Raw genomic sequence first — 19,662 nt, 5'->3', positions numbered from 1 at the left:
GACCAGAACACCCCCGCGCCCGCCTCCCCCCCCCCCCCGCCGCCCCGCCCCGGCTGCCGCCGGGGGGGCACGGCGGCCCGGCAGGTGGTTCACCGAGTGACGGAGAAGGGCGTCGACGGCAGCGGCTCGCCGTTCCCGTCGTGACCGGAGAGGTCGATGCCGACGACGGTCAGCCGTCCCCCGACCTCCATGACGGCGCGCGGGATGCGGCCGTCCGGGGCCGTGCCCTGCGGCTGCCAGCCGAGCGCCGTCGACCGGGCCCCGACCGGCCGGAAGCGGCCGTCGGCGTACACCGCGCCCACGACGGCGACTCCGCCCGCGGTGCGGGTGAGGCCGTTCGGCCGGCCGGCGCCGATGCCGGTCTCCTGGCGGGTCCGGCCGCGGCCGTCGTAGTGGACCACCAAGGCATGGTCGTCGGTGCGGGACATCCCGGTGTCCGTGCCGGACGCCCGGATGTCGTCCGGGCCCACCGCGACCACCTGGGTCAGCTCGCCGAAGCGCGAGTCCGGGTCCGGCGCGGCGACCTCGTTCCAGCCGCGGCCGTCGACGTGCAGCAGCAGCGGACGCGACCAGCCCTCCGGGGTGCCGATCCCGCCGACCGCCCAGACGTCGGAGGGGCCGGTGGCGACCACGTCGCGGAGCGTCCAGTAGTCGCTGTCGATCCTGGGGCCGTCGACCCGCTCCCAGGCCGTGCCGTTCCAGTGCTCGATCAGGCCGAGGAAGGTCAGGACGTCGTCCGGCTGGCAGTAGCCGACCGCACACACGTCGTCGGGGCCGCCGGCCGAGGCGACGGCGTTGATCCCGGCCGCCAGCGAGCGCTCCGGGGCGGGCGCGTCCTGCAACTGCCAGCGTCCGCCCCGGTAGCGGCCGGTCGGAATGCCGCCGGCGGTGCCGTACTTGAGACCTGTCGCCCAGGTGGCGCCGGCGCCGTCGGCGTCGACCGTGCGGGCGTGCAGGCCGTCCGGAAGGGCGAGTTCGGTCCAGTCCGCGCGGGTGCCGGCGCGGGCGAAGGCCACCGGCGGCCGCCTCCGGCGCGCTCGCCAGCGCCCCGATCCGCTGCGCCACCGACCACCGGCGCTGCTCCGCCCGGAAGGTGCGGGTCGGCACGGTGCGGGCGTCGGCGTCGAGGTTCTCCGTCCGGGACGCCCGCCGCCAGTGCGCGAACAGCTTGGCCGGCGTCGCCTGCGCCAGGTCCTCGGCCCGGTGCGCGTTCCCGCACAGCAGGTACGCCGTCCGGTACGGCCGCCGCGCCCGCGCCGCCGCGTACTCCTCGAAGCTCGACCCGCCGTGTCCGCGCATCCCACTCCTCCGCCCGTCTCGCGTCTCCCACCCGTCCTCAATGCGCGAGCCCGGCGAAAGGTTGAGCCCGGGGCGCGGATCGCTCCGGGGCACGGACCGGCCGCCCGTCGGCTGTGACACCACAGCGGGCACCGGCGCTGAAGGTCGTGAGATGAGCACTCGATCGGATCTTCGCCGGCGGGCCGGCCACCGCCCCGGACACGGCACCGCCGCCGCACACCCGCGGCGGCGCAGCGCGGCACGCGCCGCCGGCCCGAGAACCGGCGCCCTCCCACCGACCCGGAACCGCCATGAATGACGCCCCGCCGACGACCGCCCGGCACGCCGCCCCACCGCCCGCCGCCGGAGCGGGCGACCCGGCCGCACCGGTGTTCGTCGACAGCACCGGCCGCCGACAGCGCCGCTGGCGCCGGATCGGCCGGGTCCTGGCCGTGCCCGCCGCCGGCTACCTGGCGCTGGTGGCCAGCAGCGTGCTGGGCGGGCCGACCCTGAAGGCGCCGTTCCTGCCGCAGCCGGCCGCGCCCGCCCCCGCCGCCCCGGCGGCGCCGTCCGAGGCCGCCCCGAGCGCCGAGCCGGCCCGCTCCTCGGCCGCCCCCGGCCCGACGGCGCGGCCCGCCACCGCCCGTCCGCCCGGCCCCGCGACGCCGGCGGCACCGGGGACCGGCCCCGCGCCCACCACCGCCGCCGCCCCGCAACCGGACCCCACGGCCACCCACGGACGGCCCACCACCGCGCCGGGCAACAGCCGGAAGCCCACCAAGAACCCGTGAAGCCCGCCGGGACCGCCGAGCACCTCCCCGCACCCGCCTTCCGACCAGTGAGCCCCCGATGACACGACCCACCTCCACCCGCCGGCGCCCGGCGACGAACCCGCGCCCCCGCGGTCGGGGCCGCCGCGGCGTGGTGCGGCAGTCCGCGCCGCGCACCCACTGGCTGCTGCTCGCCGCGATGGTGGTCACCCTCGCCGCGGCCCTGCTGATGCAGGGGTACACCCGTCACACCTTCGGCACCGCGCCCGACGGCGCCCCACGGGCCGCCGCGGCCTCCGGCGCCGTCCCGCCGGAAGCCGCACACGGCGGACCGGTGATCGACGCCTCCGACGGGACTCCGCGCACCGCCCGGCCCGCCCCGCAGACCGTCGCGCTGACCTTCGACGACGGCCCGGACCCGGTCTGGACCCCGAAGATCCTGGACGTGCTGCGCCAGCAGGGCGTGCACGCCACCTTCTTCGTGGTCGGCACCCAGGTCGCCGACCATCCCGAGCTGGCCCGCCGGATCCTCGCCGAGGGCCACCAGCTCGGCATCCACACCTTCACCCACGCCGACCTCGGGCAGGCCGCGCCCTGGCGGCGCTCGCTGGAACTGCGCGAGACCCAGCTCGCGGTGGCCGGGGCGACCGGCACCACCACCGCACTGCTGCGGCCGCCGTACTCCTCGACCAACGACGCGCTGACCGACGCGGACTGGCAGGCCGTCCGGCAGGCCGGGCAGTCCGGCTACCTGACCGTGCTGACCACCCTCGACAGCGAGGACTGGCAGCGCCCCGGCGTCGAGCGGATCGTCGCCAACGCCACCCCCGGGGGCCCGGCCGGGCAGGTCCTGCTGATGCACGACGCCGGCGGCGACCGCTCGCAGACGGTGGCCGCGCTCGCCGAACTGCTGCCCCGGCTGAAGTCGGCCGGCTACCGGTTCGCGACCGTCTCCGAGGCCGCCTCGGCCCCCGGCGCGACCCGTCCGGCGAGCGGCGCCGAGCACTGGCAGGGCCGGGCGCTGATCCTCGCGCTGACCGTCGGCGACCGCGCGGTGGGCGCACTGGACTGGCTGCTGGTGGCCGCGGGCGCGATCAGCGTGCTGCGCGCCGCCGTCCTCACCGCGGCCGCCCGCCGGCACCGCCGCCTCCGGCGGCGCGGCTGGGGCCCGCCGGTGACCGACCCCGTCACGGTGATCGTGCCCGCGTACAACGAGCGGGCCGGCATCGAGGCGGCGGTGCGCTCCCTGGTCGCCTCCGACCACCCGGTGGAGGTGATCGTGGTCGACGACGGCTCCACCGACGGCACCGCGGACCTGGTCGAGTCGCTCCGGCTCCCCGGCGTCCGGGTGCTCCGGCAGGCCAACGCCGGCAAGCCCGCCGCGCTCAACAACGGCCTGCGGCATGCGAGTTGCGAACTGGTCGTGATGGTCGACGGCGACACCGTGTTCGAGCCGGACGCCGTCCGGCTGCTGGTGCAGCCGTTCGCCGACCGGCGGGTGGGCGCCGTCTCCGGCAACGCCAAGGTGATCAACCGCGGCGGTCTGCTGGGCCGTTGGCAGCACATCGAGTACGTGGTCGGGTTCAACCTGGACCGCCGCTTCTTCGACCTCGCCCAGTGCATGCCCACCGTGCCGGGTGCGGTCGGCGCGTTCCGCCGGTCCGCCCTGCTGCGGCTTGGCGGCGTCGCCGAGGAGACCCTCGCCGAGGACACCGACCTGACCATGGCGCTCTGCCGGGCGGGCTGGCGGGTGGTCTACGAGGAGCGCGCCATCGCCTGGACCGAGGCGCCCGCCTCGCTCTCCGCGCTGTGGCGTCAGCGCTACCGCTGGTGCTACGGCACCCTGCAGGCGATGTGGAAGCACCGCCGGGCGGTCACCCAGCGCGGCCAGGCCGGGAAGCTCGGCCGCCGGGGACTGCTGTACCTGCTGATGTTCCAGGTCCTGCTGCCGCTGCTCGCCCCGGCCGTCGACGTGTTCGCGGTCTACGGCCTGGTCTTCCTCGACCCGGTCCGGATCGCGGCCGTCTGGCTCGCCTTCCTCGCGGTGCAGACCGCCTGCGCCTGCTACGCGTTCCGGCTGGACCGCGAACGCCTCGGACCGCTCTGGTCGCTGCCGCTGCAGCAGCTGGTCTACCGCCAGCTGATGTACCTGGTGGTGATCCACTCGGTGTGGACGGCCCTGGCGGGCAATCGGCTGCGCTGGCAGCGGATGCAGCGCTACGGCTCCCTCCAGGCCCCGGCCGGCCGGGCCGGAGCCGCCTGACCCCGGGCCGGCGCGCCGGGGCGCGGGGCAGCACGGCGACGCCCCCGCCGCCCGCCCGCTGCGGCAGCGGCGTACGGGCGGCGGGGGCGTCGGCGTCCCGGGCGGGCGGCGGTCAGTGGCCGTCGGCGGGGACGGTGCCGAGGCGGCCGGCCTGGAAGTCCTCCATGGCCTGCTGGAGTTCGCGGTGGCTGTTCATCACGAACGGGCCGTACCAGGCGACGGGCTCGCGGATCGGCTGCCCGCCGAGCAGGACGAACTCGAAGCTGGCGGAGCGGGAGTCCTGCTTCTCGTCGGCGCGGATCGTCAGGCTGTCGCCGTCGCCGAAGACCACGGCCTGGCCCATGTGGAACGGCCGCTGCTCGGCGCCGGCCGAGCCGCTGCCGGCCAGGCCGTAGGCGAGCGCGTTGAAGTCGGAGCGCCAGGGCAGGGTGATCCGGGCGCCCGGGGTGAGCGAGACGTGGATCATGGTGATCGGGGTGTGCGTGGTGCCCGGGCCCTGGTGGCCGTCCATCTCGCCGGCGATCACCCGGATCAGCGCGCCGCCGTCCTCGGAGGTGAGGAGCTTGACGCTGCCGGAGCGGATGTCCTGGTACTTCGGGGTGATCATCTTGTCGGAGGCGGGCAGGTTGACCCACAGCTGCAGGCCGTGGAACAGGCCGCCGGACATGACCAGGGACTCCGGCGGGGTCTCGATGTGCAGCAGGCCGGAGCCGGCCGTCATCCACTGGGTGTCGCCGTCGGTGATGACGCCGCCGCCGCCGTGCGAGTCACGGTGGATGAAGGTGCCGTCGATGATGTAGGTGACGGTCTCGAAGCCGCGGTGCGGGTGCCAGGGGGTGCCCTTGGGCTCGCCGGCCTCGTAGTCCACCTCGCCCATCTGGTCCATCATGATGAACGGGTCCAGGAACTTGGTGTTGATCTTCGCGAAGGCGCGGCGGACGGGGAAGCCCTCGCCCTCGAAGCCCTCGGGTGCGGTGGCCACGGTGAGGACCGGCCGGGCGGTGCTGTGCACCGGGTCCGGCGTGGTGACGCGCGGCAGGGTCAGCGGGTTCTCGACGGTCACGGCGGGCATGTCGGCCTCCTTCGGCGGGTCTGTGGCCTACGTCCACCACAGTAGTTCAACTCTCAACCACTCGCAAGGTTGAACGTTGAACTATGTGGGCGCATTCCCGCCCGGGGGAAGAGGGGGAGCAGGCGTCAGCCGTACATCCGGCGCATGGTGAAGTCCACCATCTGCTCGACCGCACGGGCGTCGAACACCATCCGGTGCTCGCCCTCCATGTCCAGGGCGAAGCCGTAGCCGGTCGGCAGCAGGTCGAGCACCTCGGCGCCGGTCACCGAGAAGTGCTTGGACTCCTTGCCGGCGTACCGCTTCAGCTCCTTGAGCGAGCTGAACATCGGGATCACCGGGGTCGGGGTGTTGTGCAGCGCCAGGAAGCCGGGGCGGTCGCCGCGCGGGCAGTACACCTTCGAGGTGATGAAGATGGCCTGGAAGTCCTCCACCGGCATCGCGCCGGTGGTGAAGGCGCGCACCGCGTCGGCCAGCGAGGGCGGCGAGGGCTCGGGGTAGAGCGACTGCTGGGCGGCCTGCGGGTCGCCGTACCCGGGGCCGGGCATGCCGGGCATCCCCTGCTGCATCTGCTGCTGATAGGGGTCCTGGTAGGCGCTCTGCTCGTAGCCGTACACGGGACAAGGCTATCGGGCCGGGCCCCGCTTGGGGGCGGGTGATCCGCACAATCCGGCCGGGGGCCGCATTGTGGGACGTGACCACGTTCATAGCTGCTTCACGTTCGGGGGGTTGAACAAGTTACCAACGGGTAGCATCATGGGGCGTACTGGTGGGTAAGCGGTGCGCCGTAAGCGGCTCGCCCGTGGAAGACGAACCGGAGAAACGGTCATGGGTCACTACAAGTCCAACCTGCGGGACGTGGAGTTCAACCTCTTCGAGGTGTTCGGCCGCGACCAGGTGTACGGCACCGGTCCGTTCGCCGACATGGACGTCGACACCGCGAAGAACATCCTCAGCGAGATCTCCCGGCTGGCCGAGAACGACCTCGCCGCCTCCTTCGCCGACACCGACCGCAACCCGCCGGTGTTCGACCCGGAGACCAACACCGCTCCGATCCCGGAGACCTTCAAGAAGAGCTACCAGACCTTCATGGACGCCGAGTGGTGGCGCCTGGGCATCCCGGAGGGCATCGGCGGCCAGGTCACCCCGAACTCCCTGGTCTGGGCGTACGCGGAGCAGGTGCTCGGCTCCAACCCGGCGATCTGGATGTACTCCTCCGGTCCGGCCTTCGCCGGCGTCGTCTACGACGAGGGCACCGAGGAGCAGCAGAAGGTCGCCCAGCGCATGGTCGACGGCCTGTGGGGCGCCACCATGGTGCTGACCGAGCCCGACGCGGGCTCCGACGTGGGCGCCGGCCGCACCAAGGCGATCAAGCAGGAGGACGGCTCCTGGCACATCGAGGGCGTCAAGCGCTTCATCACCTCGGGCGAGCACGACATGTCCGAGAACATCATCCACCTGGTGCTGGCCCGCCCCGAGGGCGGCAAGCCGGGCACCAAGGGCCTCGGTCTGTACATCGTCCCGAAGTACGACTTCGACTGGGAGACCGGCGAGATCGGCGAGCGCAACGGCGCCTACGCCACCAACGTCGAGCACAAGATGGGCCTCAAGGCCTCCAACACGTGCGAGATGACCTTCGGCGCCAAGCACCCCGCCAAGGGCTGGCTGCTCGGCGAGAAGGTCGACGGCATCCGCCAGATGTTCAAGATCATCGAGTTCGCCCGGATGATGGTCGGCACGAAGGCCATCGCCACCCTCTCCACCGGCTACCTGAACGCGCTGGAGTACGCCAAGGAGCGCGTGCAGGGCGCCGACATCTCGCAGTTCATGGACAAGACCGCGCCGCGCGTCACCATCACCCACCACCCGGACGTGCGCCGCTCGCTGCTGACCCAGAAGGCGTACGCCGAGGGCATGCGCGCCCTGGTCCTCTACACCGCCTCGGTGCAGGACGACATGCTGGCCGCCCGCCTGCGCGGCGAGCACGACGCCGCCGCCGAGCGCCTGAACGACCTGCTGCTGCCGATCGTCAAGGGCTACGGCTCGGAGAAGTCCTACGAGCAGCTCGCCCAGTCGCTGCAGACCTTCGGCGGCTCCGGCTACCTGCAGGAGTACCCGATCGAGCAGTACATCCGGGACGCCAAGATCGACACCCTGTACGAGGGCACCACCGCCATCCAGGGCCAGGACTTCTTCTTCCGGAAGATCGTCAAGGACGGCGGCCAGGCGCTGACCGCGGTCAACGAGCAGATCCAGAAGTTCCTCGCCTCGAACGAGGGCGGCGAGGCGCTGGCCGCCGAGCGCGAGCTGCTCGCCAAGGCCGCCGGCGACCTGGAGGCCATCGTCGGCAAGCTGATCGCCGACCTGACGGCCGTCGAGCAGGACGTCAAGAACATGTACAAGGTGGGCCAGAACACCACCCGCCTGCTCATGGTCTCCGGCGACGTGGTGGTCGGCTGGCTGCTGCTCCGCCAGGCCGCCGTCGCGCTGGCCAAGCTGGAGGCCGGCGCCTCCGAGAAGGACGTCCCCTTCTACCAGGGCAAGGTCGCCGCGGCGAAGCACTTCGCCCGCACCGTGCTGCCGACCACCGCCCCGCAGCGCCAGATCGCCGAGGCCGTCGACAACGAGCTGATGGACCTCGCCGAGGAGGCGTTCTGATCCGGCACTGACCGACGCGGCCCCGATCCGGCCGCCCGATCGACCGCCTGACACACCCTCACACCGCGGGGCCCGGCTCACCACCGGGCCCCGCGGCGTTGTGTCGCGCCCCGCTCACTGTTGTGTCACCGTTGCGGACTTCACACGGCCCTGTCCGTGTACGGGCATATGCTCAGGGGGCGGGCCCGTAACCCCCATCAGGCCCGGCCGCCCTCAACCCAGGAGCAAAATGTCGACCGCCGCCCGCACGGCCCACTTCGACCGGAAGCACACGGACGACCTGATCGCCTTCCTCGCCGCGTCCCCCTCCCCGTACCACGCGGTGCAGAGCGCGGCCGAGCGGCTGGAGCGGGTCGGCTTCCGACGGGTCCGTGAGACGGACGCCTGGGACGGCGGCAGCGGCGGCCGCTACCTGGTGCGCGGCGGTGCCCTGATGGCCTGGTACGTGCCCGAGGGCGCCGGCCCCGCCACCCCCTACCGGGTGGTCGGCACCCACACCGACTCGCCGAACCTGCGGGTCAAGCCCGTCCCCGACACCGGCTCGGCCGGCTGGCGGCAGATCGCCGTCGAGATCTACGGCGGCGTCCCGCTCAACACCTGGCTCGACCGCGACCTCGGCCTCTCCGGCCGGCTCGCGCTCCGCGACGGCTCCACCCGCCTGGTCCACCTCGACGAGCCGCTGCTGCGCGTCCCGCAGCTCGCCATCCACCTCGACCGCGGCGTCAACGACGGCCTCAAGCTCGACCGGCAGCGCCACCTCACGCCGATCTGGGGCCTGGGCGACACCACCGAGGGCGCCCTGCTCGAGTACGTCGCCGAGAAGGCCGGCCTCGCCGCCGCCGACGTCACCGGCTGGGACCTGATGGCCCACGACGTCCAGCCGCCCGCCTACCTCGGCCGCGACCGCGAACTGCTGGCCGGCCCGCGCCTGGACAACCAGCTCTCCGTGCACGCCGCCACCGCCGCGCTCGCCGCCGTTGCCGAGGCCGGCGGCGACCTGCCGTACATCCCGGTGCTCGCCGCCTTCGACCACGAGGAGACCGGCAGCGAGTCCGACACCGGCGCGCAGAGCCCGCTGCTCGGCAACGTGCTGGAGCGCTCCTGCTACGCCCGCGGCGGCACCGCCGAGGACCGCGCCCGCGCGCTGGCCGGCACCGTCTGCCTGTCCTCCGACATGGGGCACGCCGTCCACCCCAACTACAGCGAGCGGCACGAGCCCGGCCACCACCCGCTGCCCAACGGCGGCCCCATCCTCAAGGTCAACGTCAACAACCGGTACGCCACCGACGGCGTCGGCCGGGCGGTGTTCACCGCCGCCTGCGAGAAGGCCGGCGTGCCCTGGCAGACCTTCGTCTCCAACAACGCGATGCCCTGCGGCACCACCATCGGCCCGATCACCGCCGCCCGCCTCGGCATCACCACCGTCGACTGCGGCATCGCGGCGCTGTCCATGCACTCCGCGCGCGAACTGTGCGGCGCCGAGGACCCGCACTACCTGGCCGGCGCCATCAAGGCGTTCCTGGAGGGCTGAGGGCACCTCAGGGTGTGGGCGGGGCCCACACCCTGACCGCGCGTCACTCCATCCCGGCCAGCACCAGCGGCAGCCGGCCCGCGCCCCCCGGCACCACCTTCACCGGCACGCCCCAGTCCTGCTGGTGCACGTGGCAGGCCGGGTACTCGATCGCCGGGTCGTCGTCGCAGGACGCCGCCATCGCCGACACGTGCAGCACGCCCTCCGTCACCTCGTCCGACAGCACCAGCTCGCGGTGCAGCGCGGTGTCCGCCCCCGCGCCGGAGACGAGCAGCTCCGGCGGGGTCGAGCTGACCAGCAGCCGGGTGGACGGGCCGTAGCGCTCGTCGAGCTTCTGGCCGGTCGGCGCGGAGAACACCACGTCCAGGCGCAGCGTGCCCGGGGCGACCTCGGTCGCGGCCCGCTGGGTGCGGTGCGCGACCGCCTCGACCCGGACGGCCTCCTCGGGCAGCCGCAGCCGGGTCAACCGGTGCCGGGCGGACTCCACCACCACGATGTCGCCGTCCACCACCACCGCGCCGGACGGCTCCCGCAGATCGGTGGCCAGCGTCGACACCTCGCCGCTCGCCGGGTCGAAGCGGCGCAGCGCGTGGTTGTAGGTGTCACTGACGGCGACCGAGCCGTCCGGGAGCACGGTGACGCCCAACGGGTGCTGGAACAGGGCCTGTTCGGCCGCCCCGTCACGGTGCCCGAAGTCGAACAGGCCGGTGCCGACGGCCGTGTGCACCTGGTGGCTCCCCCGGGCGACCCAGCGCAGCGCGGAGGTCTCCGAGTCGGCGACCCACAGCCGCTCGCCGTCCGCGGAGACCGCCAGCCCCGACGGCTGGGCGAACCACGCCTGCTCGGCCGGGCCGTCGACCAGACCCTCGTTGGTGGTGCCCGCCGCGACCCCGACCGTGCCCGCCGCCGGGTCGAACGACCACAGCTGGTGGACGCCCGCCATCGCGATCCACACCCGGCCGTCGAAGAACGCGACGTCCCACGGCGAGGACAGGTCCACGCCGGTGGCCGGCCCGGACGTCGGCGAGCCCTGCCACCACTGCCGGCCCGTGCCGGCCAGCGTGGTCACCGTGCCGTCGGCCAGCCGCACCCCGCGCAGCGCGTGGTTGACGGTGTCCGCCACCACCACGTCGTAGCCGAGGTCCAGCCCCGCCGGGACCAGCGCCAGACCCTGCGGCTCGCTGAACCGCGGCTCGGCGCCGTCCACCAGGCCGCGCACCCCGTCGCCGATCCGCCGCACCACCCGCTCGCCGTCCTCGGCGAGCTCCACCAGCGCGTGGTGCCCCGAGTCCGCGACCAGGTAGTGCCCGTTCGGCAGCCGCACCGCCTTCCCGGGGAAGCGCAGGTCACCGGCCTCCGGCTCGGGCGCCACGTACGGGCCGTCGCCGCGCCGCAGGGTGCCCTTCGCGGCGTGCTCCGCCTCCAGCTCCTCGACCAGCTTCCCGATCGCGTGCGCGTGCCCCTCGCCCGCGTGCTGGGCGACCACGTACCCCTCCGGGTCGATCACCACCAGCGTCGGCCAGGCCCGCACCGCGTACTGCTTCCACGTCGCCAGCTCCGGATCGTCCAGCACCGGGTGGTGCACCTCGTACCGGGCCACCGCGTCCACCACGGCCCGGTGGTCGGCCTCGTGCACGAACTTCGGCGAGTGCACGCCGACGATCACCACGGTGTCCCGGTGCTTCTCCTCCAACTCCCGCAGCTCGTCCAGGACATGGAGACAGTTGATGCAGCAGAAGGTCCAGAAGTCCGCGATCACGATCTTGCCGCGGAAGTCCGCCAGCGACAGGTCCTTGCCGCCGGTGTTCAGCCATCCGCCCCTGCCGACCAGTTCAGGGGCCCGGACACGTGCACGAGAAGTCATGACCCCAGTCAACCCCATCGGTCTGTGCCACCATTCCCCACGGCACCACGACCAGGGGGAGGCACCGATGGGCGCGGACGGCGACGGCAGGCCGGGCGCGGACGCCGCGGCACGCGCGCAGGAGAGCCGGAGGCGGTACGCGCAGGCGCTGGAGGACGTCGTGCGGACCCTCCGGCTGAGGGTCAGGGTCGGGCCGCGATACGACCTGACCAAGGACCGCCGCGTCATCATCAAGCTGGCCGAGGCGTGCCGGGCGGGCATGGAACTGCCCGAGGAGGCCTTCGACGTCCTCGTCCGGGCAGCCGTCCACGAACCGGATCCGAGCTACGACCGCTACTTCCTCGAACCGGCGCTGAGCGCGTTCGGGGTGCGGCGGGTCCGCACCGCGCTGTTCGACTACCTACGGACCGGCACCGACGAGGAACGCGCGGGCGCCGCACGGGCCTGGTACTGGGCGGCGGGACCGGGCCGCTACCCCCGGGTCACGGCCGCGGACCCGGCCTCGGCCCGGCGGAAGGAGGAGGACGACGCCTCCCACCTGGACCGCGAGTGGGACGAACTCGCGCTGCGGGAGTTCGTGGGCAACCCGGACGTGGGCGTCCGCCGCTGCCTCGTCCCGGGACTGACCCTCAGCAAGTCCGCGTACCCGCCGGAACTGCACGGGCTCGTCGACGAGGCGATGGCGATCGCCCGCTCCCACCCCGACCGCTGGATCCGCCACCGGGTGGAGGGCATGACCACCGAGTGACGGCTCCTAGCCCGCCGCGCAGCTGCGGACCAGGGCGACGGCGTCGTCGAGGAGGGCGGTCTCCTCGGGGGTCGTGGTCGGGTCGGCGGTGCGGCGGGCGCAGGCCTCGGCGAGGTGGTGGTCGGCGAGCGGGGGGAGGCCGCGCAGCAGGGGGACGAGGATCGCGGGGGCGGCCTCCGCGCCGCCCGGGCGGCCGAGCAGGGCCTGCGCCAGGATGACGGCGCTCATCGCGTCGTCGAGGCCCGGCTCGCCCTCGGCGGCGGTCGACCAGTCGATGACGACCGGGCCGTGCGCGGTCAGCAGGACGTTGTCGGGGTGCAGGTCGAGGTGGAGCACCCGGTCGCCGGGGCGGGCGGCGGCGCGCGGCGGGATCTCGTGCAGGCGGCGCAGCAGCTCGGCGAGCAGCTCCCCGGCCGCGGCCGGGCTGATCGCGCCGGAGACCAGCGACTGCAGCATGGTCGGGCCGCCGAGGCGTTCCATGATCAGGTCGCCGGGCCGTTCGGCGGCCCACACCGCGGGCACCGGGTAGCCGTGCTCGGCGAGGTGCATCATCGTGTCGGCCTCGCCGCCGGCGCTCAGCCCGTCCCGGTAGCGGCGCAGGACCCGCCCGTCGCCCAGTGCCCAGACGTCCGCGGTGCGGCCGGCCGCGATCAGTTCGCCGATCTCCATGCGAGCAGAAGCTAGCGCCCCCGGCCGATCCCCGGGAGGGGAACCGGAGGATCGTTGTGCGTCCGAGCCGTACCGCCGGCCGGATCCGGGCGCCGCCGCGGAAAAACCACGCGAACGCCGGCCGGTCGGTGCGCCACACTGGCCCGATGAGCGCCCCTGCCCCCGAGGACGTCGTCGCCGTTCCGCCCGCCGTCGCCGAACTGGCCCGCGGGGTGCCGCCGGTGCCCGTGTGGCGCAACCAACTGGGCGGGACGACGTTCCGGCTGGAGGACGGCCGGGGGCGGCGGTTCGTGAAGTGGGCGCCGACCGGCAGCGGGGCGGACCTCGACGCGGAGGCCGAACGGCTGCGCTGGGCGGGCGCGTTCACCACCGTCCCCGAGGTGCTCGGGACGGGCGGCGACGACACCGGGCGCTGGCTGCTGACGGCGGGTCTGCCGGGCCGCTCCGCCGTCGACCCCGGGCTGCGGGAGACGCCGGCGGTCGCCGTCCGGGCGATCGGCGAGGGGCTGCGCGCCTTCCACGAGGCGCTGCCGGTCGCCGACTGCCCGTACCGGTGGTCCGCGCGGGAACGGGTCGGCCGCGCCGTCGCCCTGCGCCGCGACCCGGCGGACTGGCATCCGGACCACCGCCACCACGGCACCGCGGAGCGGGCCCTCGCGCTGCTCGCCGACCCGCCGCCGGTGGACGTCGAAGTGGTCTGCCACGGCGACGCCTGCGCCCCCAACACCCTGGTCGGCGACGACGGCCGCGCCTCCGGCCACGTCGACCTGGGCGCCCTCGGCACGGCCGACCGCTGGGCCGACCTCGCGGTGGCGGCCTGGAGCACGGTGTGGAACTACGGCCCCGGCTGGGAGCGTCCCCTGCTGGAGGCGTACGGGGTCGACGAGGACCGTGAACGTCTCGCGTACTACCGCCTGTTGTGGGACCTCACGTAGCGCCGGCTGGCACCATGTCGAAGGCCGCCCGACGGCGGGCCGGCAAGCAGACGAGGAGTCGGGTCATGGGTCGCAAGTTCGTGGTCAAGGAGCGCCTGTTCGCGGTCGGCGACGACTACTGGGTCGAGGACGAGCACGGCGAGAAGTGCTTCCTGGTGGACGGCAAGGTGCTGCGCATGCGCGACACCTTCGAACTCCAGGACGCCGACGGCAACACGGTCGCCACCATCCGGGAGAAGGTGCTGACCGTCCGCGACGCGATGAAGATCGAGAACGCCGACGGGGACGTGGTCGCCACCGTCCGCAAGAAGCTGTTCACCCCGTTCCACGACAAGTACCGCGTGGAGCTGGAGAACGGCGGCGAGTGGGAGATCCACGGCGACCTGATCGACAAGGAGTACACCGTCAAGAGCGACGGGCACCGGCTCGGCGAGGTCTCCCGCAAGTGGTTCAGCATCCGCGACGCCTACGGCGTGGAGGTCGAGGACGGCGCCGACGTCCCGCTGATGATCGCCGTCGCGGTCTGCCTGGACCGCCTGGTCGAGCACAACGACTGAGCGACGCCGCGGCACCGCCTCCCGCCCCGTGCGCTATGTTGTGCCGGTCCTGGGCACGGGGCAGGCAGGCGGACAGAGGGGGCGGCACCGGTGAGCGACATCCTTCACCAGCTGGGCTACGCGGCGGCCTACGGCGGCATCGGCCTGGTCCTGCTGCTGCTCGGCGTCGTCCTGGTGGACGCGCTGACGCCCGGCCGGCTGCGCCACCAGATCTGGATCGAGCGCAACCGCAACGCGGCCGTGGTGCTCAGCTCCGCGCTGCTGTCGGTCGGCGCGATCGTGTTCACCGCGGTGATCTCCACCTACCAGGAGTTCGGCAAGGGCCTGGCCGCCGCCGCCGTCTTCGGCCTGTTCGGCCTGCTGCTGATGGCGGTCTCGTTCTGGGTGCTCGACCTGGTCACGCCCGGCCGGCTGGGCGAGCTGCTGGTCGACCCCGAGCCGCACCCGGCGGTCTGGGTGACCGCCGCCACCAACCTGGCCGTCGCGGCGATCGTCTCCGCCGCCATCTACTGACGGGCCCTCGGCACCCGTCCCGTCAGCCCGCCGCCAGCCGCTCGGTCAGCCGGGCCTTCGCGGCGGGCCACTCGTCGGCCAGCATCGAGAAGTACACGGTGTCCCGCCAGCTGCCGTCCGGGCGCTGCTTGTTGCGCCGGAAGGTGCCCTCGTAGGTCGCGCCGAGCCGGCGGATCGCGTTCTGCGAGCGCTCGTTGCGGATGTCGGTGCGCCAGGTGACCCGGCCCATGCCGAGGTCCTCGAAGGCGTGGGTGAGCAGCAGCAGCTTCGCCTCGGTGTTCACCGCCGTCCGCCACGCGGAGCGCGCGTACCAGGTCCCGCCGATCTCCACCTGCTCCTCGGCCGCGCTGGCGTCGAAGTAGCAGGTCACGCCGATCGCCCGCCCGTCGGCCGACGAGATCACCGCGTACGGCTCGCAGAGCGGGTCGGCCAGCCGGTCGTCGATCGTCCGCGCCATGTCCTCCAGGGTGCGCGGCAGCGGCACCGGCACCCAGCGCCACAGCTCCTCGTCGCCGCCGCCGGCGGCGAACAGGTCGGGGACGTGGGCGCGGGTCAGCGGCTCCAGGCGGAGGTGGCGGCCGGTCAGGACAACGGGGGCGGGCAGTTTCGCGGTCATGCGCACACCGTAGGGCCAGCTTTGAACTAGGCGCAAGCGATATCTGCACTAGTACAAAAGCCCGGCCGCATGCGAAAGGCCCGGCACCCCCGTGGCAGGGGCGCCGGGCCTCGCGGAGTCCGTCCTACAGGAAGGAGTTGATCTCGATGGTCTCGGTCCGGCCGGGGCCGACGCCGATCGCCGAGATCGGGGCACCCGACATCTCCTCCAGCGCCTTCACGTACGCCTGCGCGTTCTTCGGCAGGTCACCGAAGGTCTTCGCCTTCGAGATGTCCTCGCTCCAGCCCGGCAGGTTCTCGTAGATCGGCTTCGCGTGGTGGAAGTCCGACTGGTTGTACGGGAGTTCCTCGACCCGCCGGCCGTCGATCTCGTACGCCACGCAGACCGGGATCTGCTCCCAGCCGGTCAGCACGTCCAGCTTGGTCAGGAAGAAGTCGGTCAGGCCGTTGACCCGGGTCGCGTAGCGGGCGATCACCGCGTCGAACCAGCCGCAGCGCCGGTCGCGGCCGGTGGTCACACCGCGCTCGCCGCCGATCCGCCGCAGCGCCTCGCCGTCCGCGTCCAGCAGCTCGGTCGGGAACGGGCCCGAGCCGACGCGGGTGGTGTAGGCCTTGAGGATGCCGATCACCCGGTCGATCTTGGTGGGGCCGATGCCGGAGCCGGTGCAGGCGCCGCCCGAGGTCGGGTTCGACGAGGTGACGAACGGGTACGTGCCGTGGTCCACGTCCAGCAGGGTGCCCTGGCCGCCCTCCAGCAGCACGACCTTGCCGGCCTTCAGCGCCTCGTCCAGGACGAGCGTGGTGTCCGCCAGGTACGGCTTGATCTTGTCGGCGTAGCCCAGGTACTCCTCGAGCACCAGGTCGGCCGGGATCGCGCGGCGGTTGTACAGCTTGACCAGCAGCTGGTTCTTGTCGTGCAGCGCCGCCTCGATCTTCTGGCGCAGGATCGACTCGTCGAACAGGTCCTGCACCCGGATGCCGACGCGGTTGATCTTGTCCGCGTAGGCCGGGCCGATGCCGCGGCCGGTGGTGCCGATCCGGCGCTTGCCGAGGAAGCGCTCGGTGACCTTGTCCAGCGTCCGGTGGTACGGGGTGATCAGGTGGGCGTTGCCCGAGATCAGCAGCTTGGACGTGTCGATGCCGCGGTCGTCCAGGCCCTGCAGCTCGGAGAGCAGCACGCCCGGGTCGATCACCACGCCGTTGCCGATCACCGGCACCACGTTCGGGCTGAGGATGCCGGAAGGCAGCAGGTGGAGGGCGTACTTCTGGTCGCCGATGACCACCGTGTGACCGGCGTTGTTGCCGCCCTGGTAGCGGACGACGTAGTCGACGGAGCCGCCGAGCAGGTCGGTGGCCTTCCCCTTGCCCTCGTCTCCCCACTGGGCACCAACGAGCACGAGTGCCGGCACAGGCGTACACCCCTTCCGGTTGGGGCATCCTGCGAAGACCGCAGTCTGCCCCGAGATGGACGAAGCCCCTGGCGCAATGGCGCAAGGGGCTCTTGCACCGAGAGATTACCTGAGGAAGGACCGGTCGTGTCGTCGCTGTCCACGCCCGTATCCCGCCCCCCGGACGCCGAGGGGGCCGGGCCGCTCCTGGTGTTGCTCGACCCGTCGGCCAGGGAGGCGGACGGCGAATCGGTGCGGATCGCCAAGGATGTCCTGTGCGGCGGCGCCGACGTGAAGGTCACCCTGCCGGAGAGCCCGTCCGAGCTCGACCGGGTGCTGGCGCACCGGGGGAAGCGCCGCGCCGTGGTGATCGGCTCGGACCAGGCGCTGCAGCGGGTGCTGCAGGCCCTGCACCGGCAGCGGGAGCTGGACACCGACCCGGTCGGCCTGGTCCCGGTCGGCGGTCCGGTGGCCACCGCCACCGCCCGGCTGCTCGGGGTGCCGCCGGAGCCGGTCGCCGCCGCCAGGACGGTCCTGGCGGGCAGTGCCCGCCGGCTCGGCATGCTGCTCGACGACGGCGGCGGCGTGGTGCTCTCCGAGGTGCGGTTCACCGGCCCCCGGCAGGGCCGAACGGGTGGCTGGCGTTCGCTATGGGCGAAACTGGCTGCGGCCGAGCAGGCGAGCCCCACCGGATCGGAGGAGCTGCGCATCGAGGCCGACGGCCGGCTGCTGGCCGACGTCCACCAGCGGGTGCGCCACCTGCGGGTCGCCATGGTCGACGGCGCCATGGAGCTCGTCCTCGACCTGGACGGCCGCCCGCAGCGCCACCGGGCCGGCCGGCTGACCGTGGCCGGGCGCGGCTTCGGCTACGAGGCCGACGGCTGCCCGGTCGGCCCGGTCCGCCACCGCACCTGGACGGTCCGCCCGGACTCCTGGCGGCTGCTGCTGCCCGCCGGGTGAGCAGGCTCACAACACGTGCGCGCCCGGCCCGGCCGTCCGGCGTGCGAAGGCCTGATGACAAGGGCGTGAAGGCGGTCGCCGGCCCGGGGAAAAGCTGGTAAGGGGCGAGGTCTACGCGCGTACCGCGGGCCTGCCATCAGGGCGTTCCCGCCAACTGCCCTAGACTCGGAGACGTGCCACGTGGTGACGGACGACTCAACCACGATCTTCTTCCCGGCGAGAAAGGCCCCCAGGACGCTTGCGGCGTCTTCGGTGTCTGGGCTCCCGGCGAGGAGGTCGCAAAGCTCACGTACTTCGGCCTCTATGCCCTGCAGCACCGCGGACAGGAATCCGCGGGCATCGCAGTGAGCAACGGCTCCCAGATTCTCGTCTTCAAGGACATGGGACTCGTCTCCCAGGTCTTCGACGAGACCTCCCTGGGGTCGCTGCACGGGCATATCGCCGTCGGACATGCCCGCTACTCGACCACCGGGTCCTCGGTCTGGGAGAACGCCCAGCCGACCTTCCGGGCGACCGCCAACGGTTCGCTGGCCCTCGGCCACAACGGAAACCTGGTCAACACCGCCGAACTCGCGGCGATGGTCGCCGACCTGCCCGGCGAGGAGCACGTCTCCCGCTCCGGGCGCACCGCGGCGACCAACGACACCGACCTGCTGACCGCCCTGCTGGCCGGCCACCCCGAGCTGACCATCGAGGAAGCCGCGCAGCAGGTGCTGCCGGGCGTCAAGGGCGCGTTCTCGCTGGTCTTCATGGACGAGCACACGCTCTACGCCGCCCGCGACCCGCAGGGCATCCGCCCGCTGGTGCTCGGCCGGATCGAGCGCGGCTGGGTGGTCGCCTCCGAAACCTCGGCCCTCGACATCGTCGGCGCCAGCTTCATCCGCGAGGTGGAGCCCGGCGAGCTGATCGCCATCGACGAGAACGGCATGCGCACCTCGCGCTTCGCCGAGGCCAAGCCCAAGGGCTGCGTCTTCGAGTACGTGTACCTGGCCCGCCCGGACACCACCATCGCCGGCCGCAACGTGCACCTCTCCCGGGTGGAGATGGGCCGCAAGCTGGCCGCCGAGGCGCCGGTCGAGGCCGACCTGGTGATAGCGACCCCCGAGTCCGGCACCCCCGCCGCGATCGGCTACGCCGAGGCCAGCGGCATCCCGTTCGGCGCCGGCCTGGTGAAGAACGCCTACGTGGGCCGCACCTTCATCCAGCCCAACCAGACCATCCGCCAGCTGGGCATCCGGCTCAAGCTGAACCCGCTGCGCGAGGTCATCCGGGGCAAGCGCCTGGTGGTCGTGGACGACTCCATCGTCCGCGGCAACACCCAGCGCGCCCTGGTGCGGATGCTCCGCGAGGCCGGGGCGGCCGAGGTCCACATCCGGATCTCCTCGCCGCCGGTGAAGTGGCCGTGCTTCTTCGGCATCGACTTCGCCACCCGCGCCGAGCTGATCGCCAACGGCCTGTCGGTCGACGAGATCGGCCGCTCGCTGGGCGCCGACTCGCTGGCCTACATCTCCATCGACGGGATGATCGAGGCCACCAAGCAGCCGAAGGACAAGCTCTGCCGGGCCTGCTTCGACGGCGAGTACCCGATGGAGCTGCCGGACCCGGCACTGCTCGGCAAGCTGCTGCTGGAGGCGGAGATCGCCGGCGGCCAGGCCAAGCAGCCGGTCCGCGGCGGCAAGCAGACCAGCGACCTCGACGGCGTGCAGTCGCTGCTGGGCGGCGCCGGCGCGGCGGACGCGCTGCGACGCCCGTAACCGTGCGCACCGCCCCCGGCACGGGCCGGGGGCGCCCCGCCCCGGCTCCGGCCGGGGGAGGCAGCACCACCACATCGAAAGGGCCACACC

General features: G+C 73.3%; 17 protein-coding genes. 10 read left to right on the top strand and 7 right to left on the bottom strand.

Annotation, left to right across the window (positions count from 1 at the left end):
• Positions 1-89: 89 nt before the first annotated feature.
• Positions 90-1,016 carry a hypothetical protein gene (locus ACFV1L_RS18070; protein ID WP_380366940.1) on the bottom strand — a complete coding sequence of 309 codons (927 nt, stop codon included), beginning with the start codon at positions 1,014-1,016 and terminating at the stop codon, positions 90-92.
• Between the two features lie 573 nt (positions 1,017-1,589).
• Here ACFV1L_RS18070 and ACFV1L_RS18065 point away from each other — a divergent pair.
• On the top strand, positions 1,590-2,069 hold the full coding sequence (locus tag ACFV1L_RS18065) for a hypothetical protein (RefSeq protein WP_380366938.1): 480 nt from the start codon (positions 1,590-1,592) through the stop codon (positions 2,067-2,069).
• Positions 2,070-2,127: 58 nt separating this feature from the next.
• Positions 2,128-4,311 carry a bifunctional polysaccharide deacetylase/glycosyltransferase family 2 protein gene (locus tag ACFV1L_RS18060; protein ID WP_380366937.1) on the top strand — a complete coding sequence of 728 codons (2,184 nt, stop codon included), beginning with the start codon at positions 2,128-2,130 and terminating at the stop codon, positions 4,309-4,311.
• Positions 4,312-4,423: 112 nt separating this feature from the next.
• Here the strand turns inward: ACFV1L_RS18060 and ACFV1L_RS18055 are convergent, their stop codons facing one another.
• Both ACFV1L_RS18055 and ACFV1L_RS18050 read right to left on the bottom strand, forming a co-directional pair.
• Positions 4,424-5,383 carry a pirin family protein gene (locus ACFV1L_RS18055; protein ID WP_380366935.1) on the bottom strand — a complete coding sequence of 320 codons (960 nt, stop codon included), beginning with the start codon at positions 5,381-5,383 and terminating at the stop codon, positions 4,424-4,426.
• Between the two features lie 125 nt (positions 5,384-5,508).
• On the bottom strand, positions 5,509-5,997 hold the full coding sequence (locus ACFV1L_RS18050) for an SseB family protein (protein WP_035864619.1): 489 nt from the start codon (positions 5,995-5,997) through the stop codon (positions 5,509-5,511).
• Between the two features lie 211 nt (positions 5,998-6,208).
• On the opposite strand from ACFV1L_RS18050, the gene ACFV1L_RS18045 reads away from it, so the two are divergent.
• Together ACFV1L_RS18045 and ACFV1L_RS18040 are read left to right on the top strand one after the other, a co-directional pair.
• Complete coding sequence (locus ACFV1L_RS18045) at positions 6,209-8,038, top strand: acyl-CoA dehydrogenase (protein ID WP_380366933.1); 1,830 nt, start codon at positions 6,209-6,211, stop codon at positions 8,036-8,038.
• A 229-nt stretch (positions 8,039-8,267) separates the two neighbouring features.
• The gene (locus ACFV1L_RS18040) at positions 8,268-9,569 is read left to right on the top strand and encodes a M18 family aminopeptidase (protein WP_380366931.1); all 1,302 of its coding nucleotides are present in this window, start codon (positions 8,268-8,270) and stop codon (positions 9,567-9,569) included.
• A gap of 43 nt (positions 9,570-9,612) precedes the next feature.
• Here the strand turns inward: ACFV1L_RS18040 and ACFV1L_RS18035 are convergent, their stop codons facing one another.
• Positions 9,613-11,433, bottom strand: coding sequence for an NHL domain-containing thioredoxin family protein (locus ACFV1L_RS18035; protein WP_380366929.1), 1,821 nt, complete (start codon positions 11,431-11,433; stop codon positions 9,613-9,615).
• A gap of 67 nt (positions 11,434-11,500) precedes the next feature.
• Between ACFV1L_RS18035 and ACFV1L_RS18030 the strand changes: the two genes are divergently transcribed.
• The gene (locus tag ACFV1L_RS18030) at positions 11,501-12,181 is read left to right on the top strand and encodes a hypothetical protein (protein WP_380366927.1); all 681 of its coding nucleotides are present in this window, start codon (positions 11,501-11,503) and stop codon (positions 12,179-12,181) included.
• A 6-nt stretch (positions 12,182-12,187) separates the two neighbouring features.
• Here ACFV1L_RS18030 and ACFV1L_RS18025 read toward each other — a convergent pair whose 3' ends face one another.
• On the bottom strand, positions 12,188-12,850 hold the full coding sequence (locus ACFV1L_RS18025; RefSeq protein ID WP_380366925.1) for a phosphotransferase: 663 nt from the start codon (positions 12,848-12,850) through the stop codon (positions 12,188-12,190).
• 146 nt (positions 12,851-12,996) lie between these two features.
• On the opposite strand from ACFV1L_RS18025, the gene ACFV1L_RS18020 reads away from it, so the two are divergent.
• The 3 genes from ACFV1L_RS18020 (at position 12,997) to ACFV1L_RS18010 (ending at position 14,855) form a co-directional block, all read left to right on the top strand.
• Positions 12,997-13,785, top strand: a complete 789-nt coding sequence (locus tag ACFV1L_RS18020) for an aminoglycoside 3'-phosphotransferase (RefSeq protein WP_380366923.1) — start codon at positions 12,997-12,999, stop codon at positions 13,783-13,785.
• 65 nt (positions 13,786-13,850) lie between these two features.
• Positions 13,851-14,342 carry an LURP-one-related/scramblase family protein gene (locus ACFV1L_RS18015; RefSeq protein ID WP_380366921.1) on the top strand — a complete coding sequence of 164 codons (492 nt, stop codon included), beginning with the start codon at positions 13,851-13,853 and terminating at the stop codon, positions 14,340-14,342.
• 90 nt (positions 14,343-14,432) lie between these two features.
• Positions 14,433-14,855: a DUF350 domain-containing protein gene (locus ACFV1L_RS18010; protein ID WP_380366919.1), complete on the top strand. Its 423-nt coding sequence runs from the start codon at positions 14,433-14,435 to the stop codon at positions 14,853-14,855.
• A 22-nt stretch (positions 14,856-14,877) separates the two neighbouring features.
• On the opposite strand, the gene ACFV1L_RS18005 is transcribed toward ACFV1L_RS18010, so the two are convergent.
• Positions 14,878-15,471, bottom strand: coding sequence for a GNAT family N-acetyltransferase (locus tag ACFV1L_RS18005; protein WP_380366917.1), 594 nt, complete (start codon positions 15,469-15,471; stop codon positions 14,878-14,880).
• Positions 15,472-15,595: 124 nt separating this feature from the next.
• Positions 15,596-16,879, bottom strand: a complete 1,284-nt coding sequence (locus tag ACFV1L_RS18000) for an adenylosuccinate synthase (protein ID WP_380366915.1) — start codon at positions 16,877-16,879, stop codon at positions 15,596-15,598.
• A 126-nt stretch (positions 16,880-17,005) separates the two neighbouring features.
• Here ACFV1L_RS18000 and ACFV1L_RS17995 point away from each other — a divergent pair, with 126 nt between their 5' ends.
• Both ACFV1L_RS17995 and purF read left to right on the top strand, forming a co-directional pair.
• Positions 17,006-17,818 carry a diacylglycerol kinase gene (locus ACFV1L_RS17995; RefSeq protein WP_380366913.1) on the top strand — a complete coding sequence of 271 codons (813 nt, stop codon included), beginning with the start codon at positions 17,006-17,008 and terminating at the stop codon, positions 17,816-17,818.
• 173 nt (positions 17,819-17,991) lie between these two features.
• Complete coding sequence (purF, locus tag ACFV1L_RS17990) at positions 17,992-19,572, top strand: amidophosphoribosyltransferase (protein ID WP_380366911.1); 1,581 nt, start codon at positions 17,992-17,994, stop codon at positions 19,570-19,572.
• Positions 19,573-19,662 lie beyond the last annotated feature (90 nt).

The organism is Kitasatospora sp. NPDC059646 (assembly GCF_042734615.1).
GTDB lineage: Bacteria > Actinomycetota > Actinomycetes > Streptomycetales > Streptomycetaceae > Kitasatospora.
This window is presented reverse-complemented; position numbering and strand designations above follow the sequence as displayed.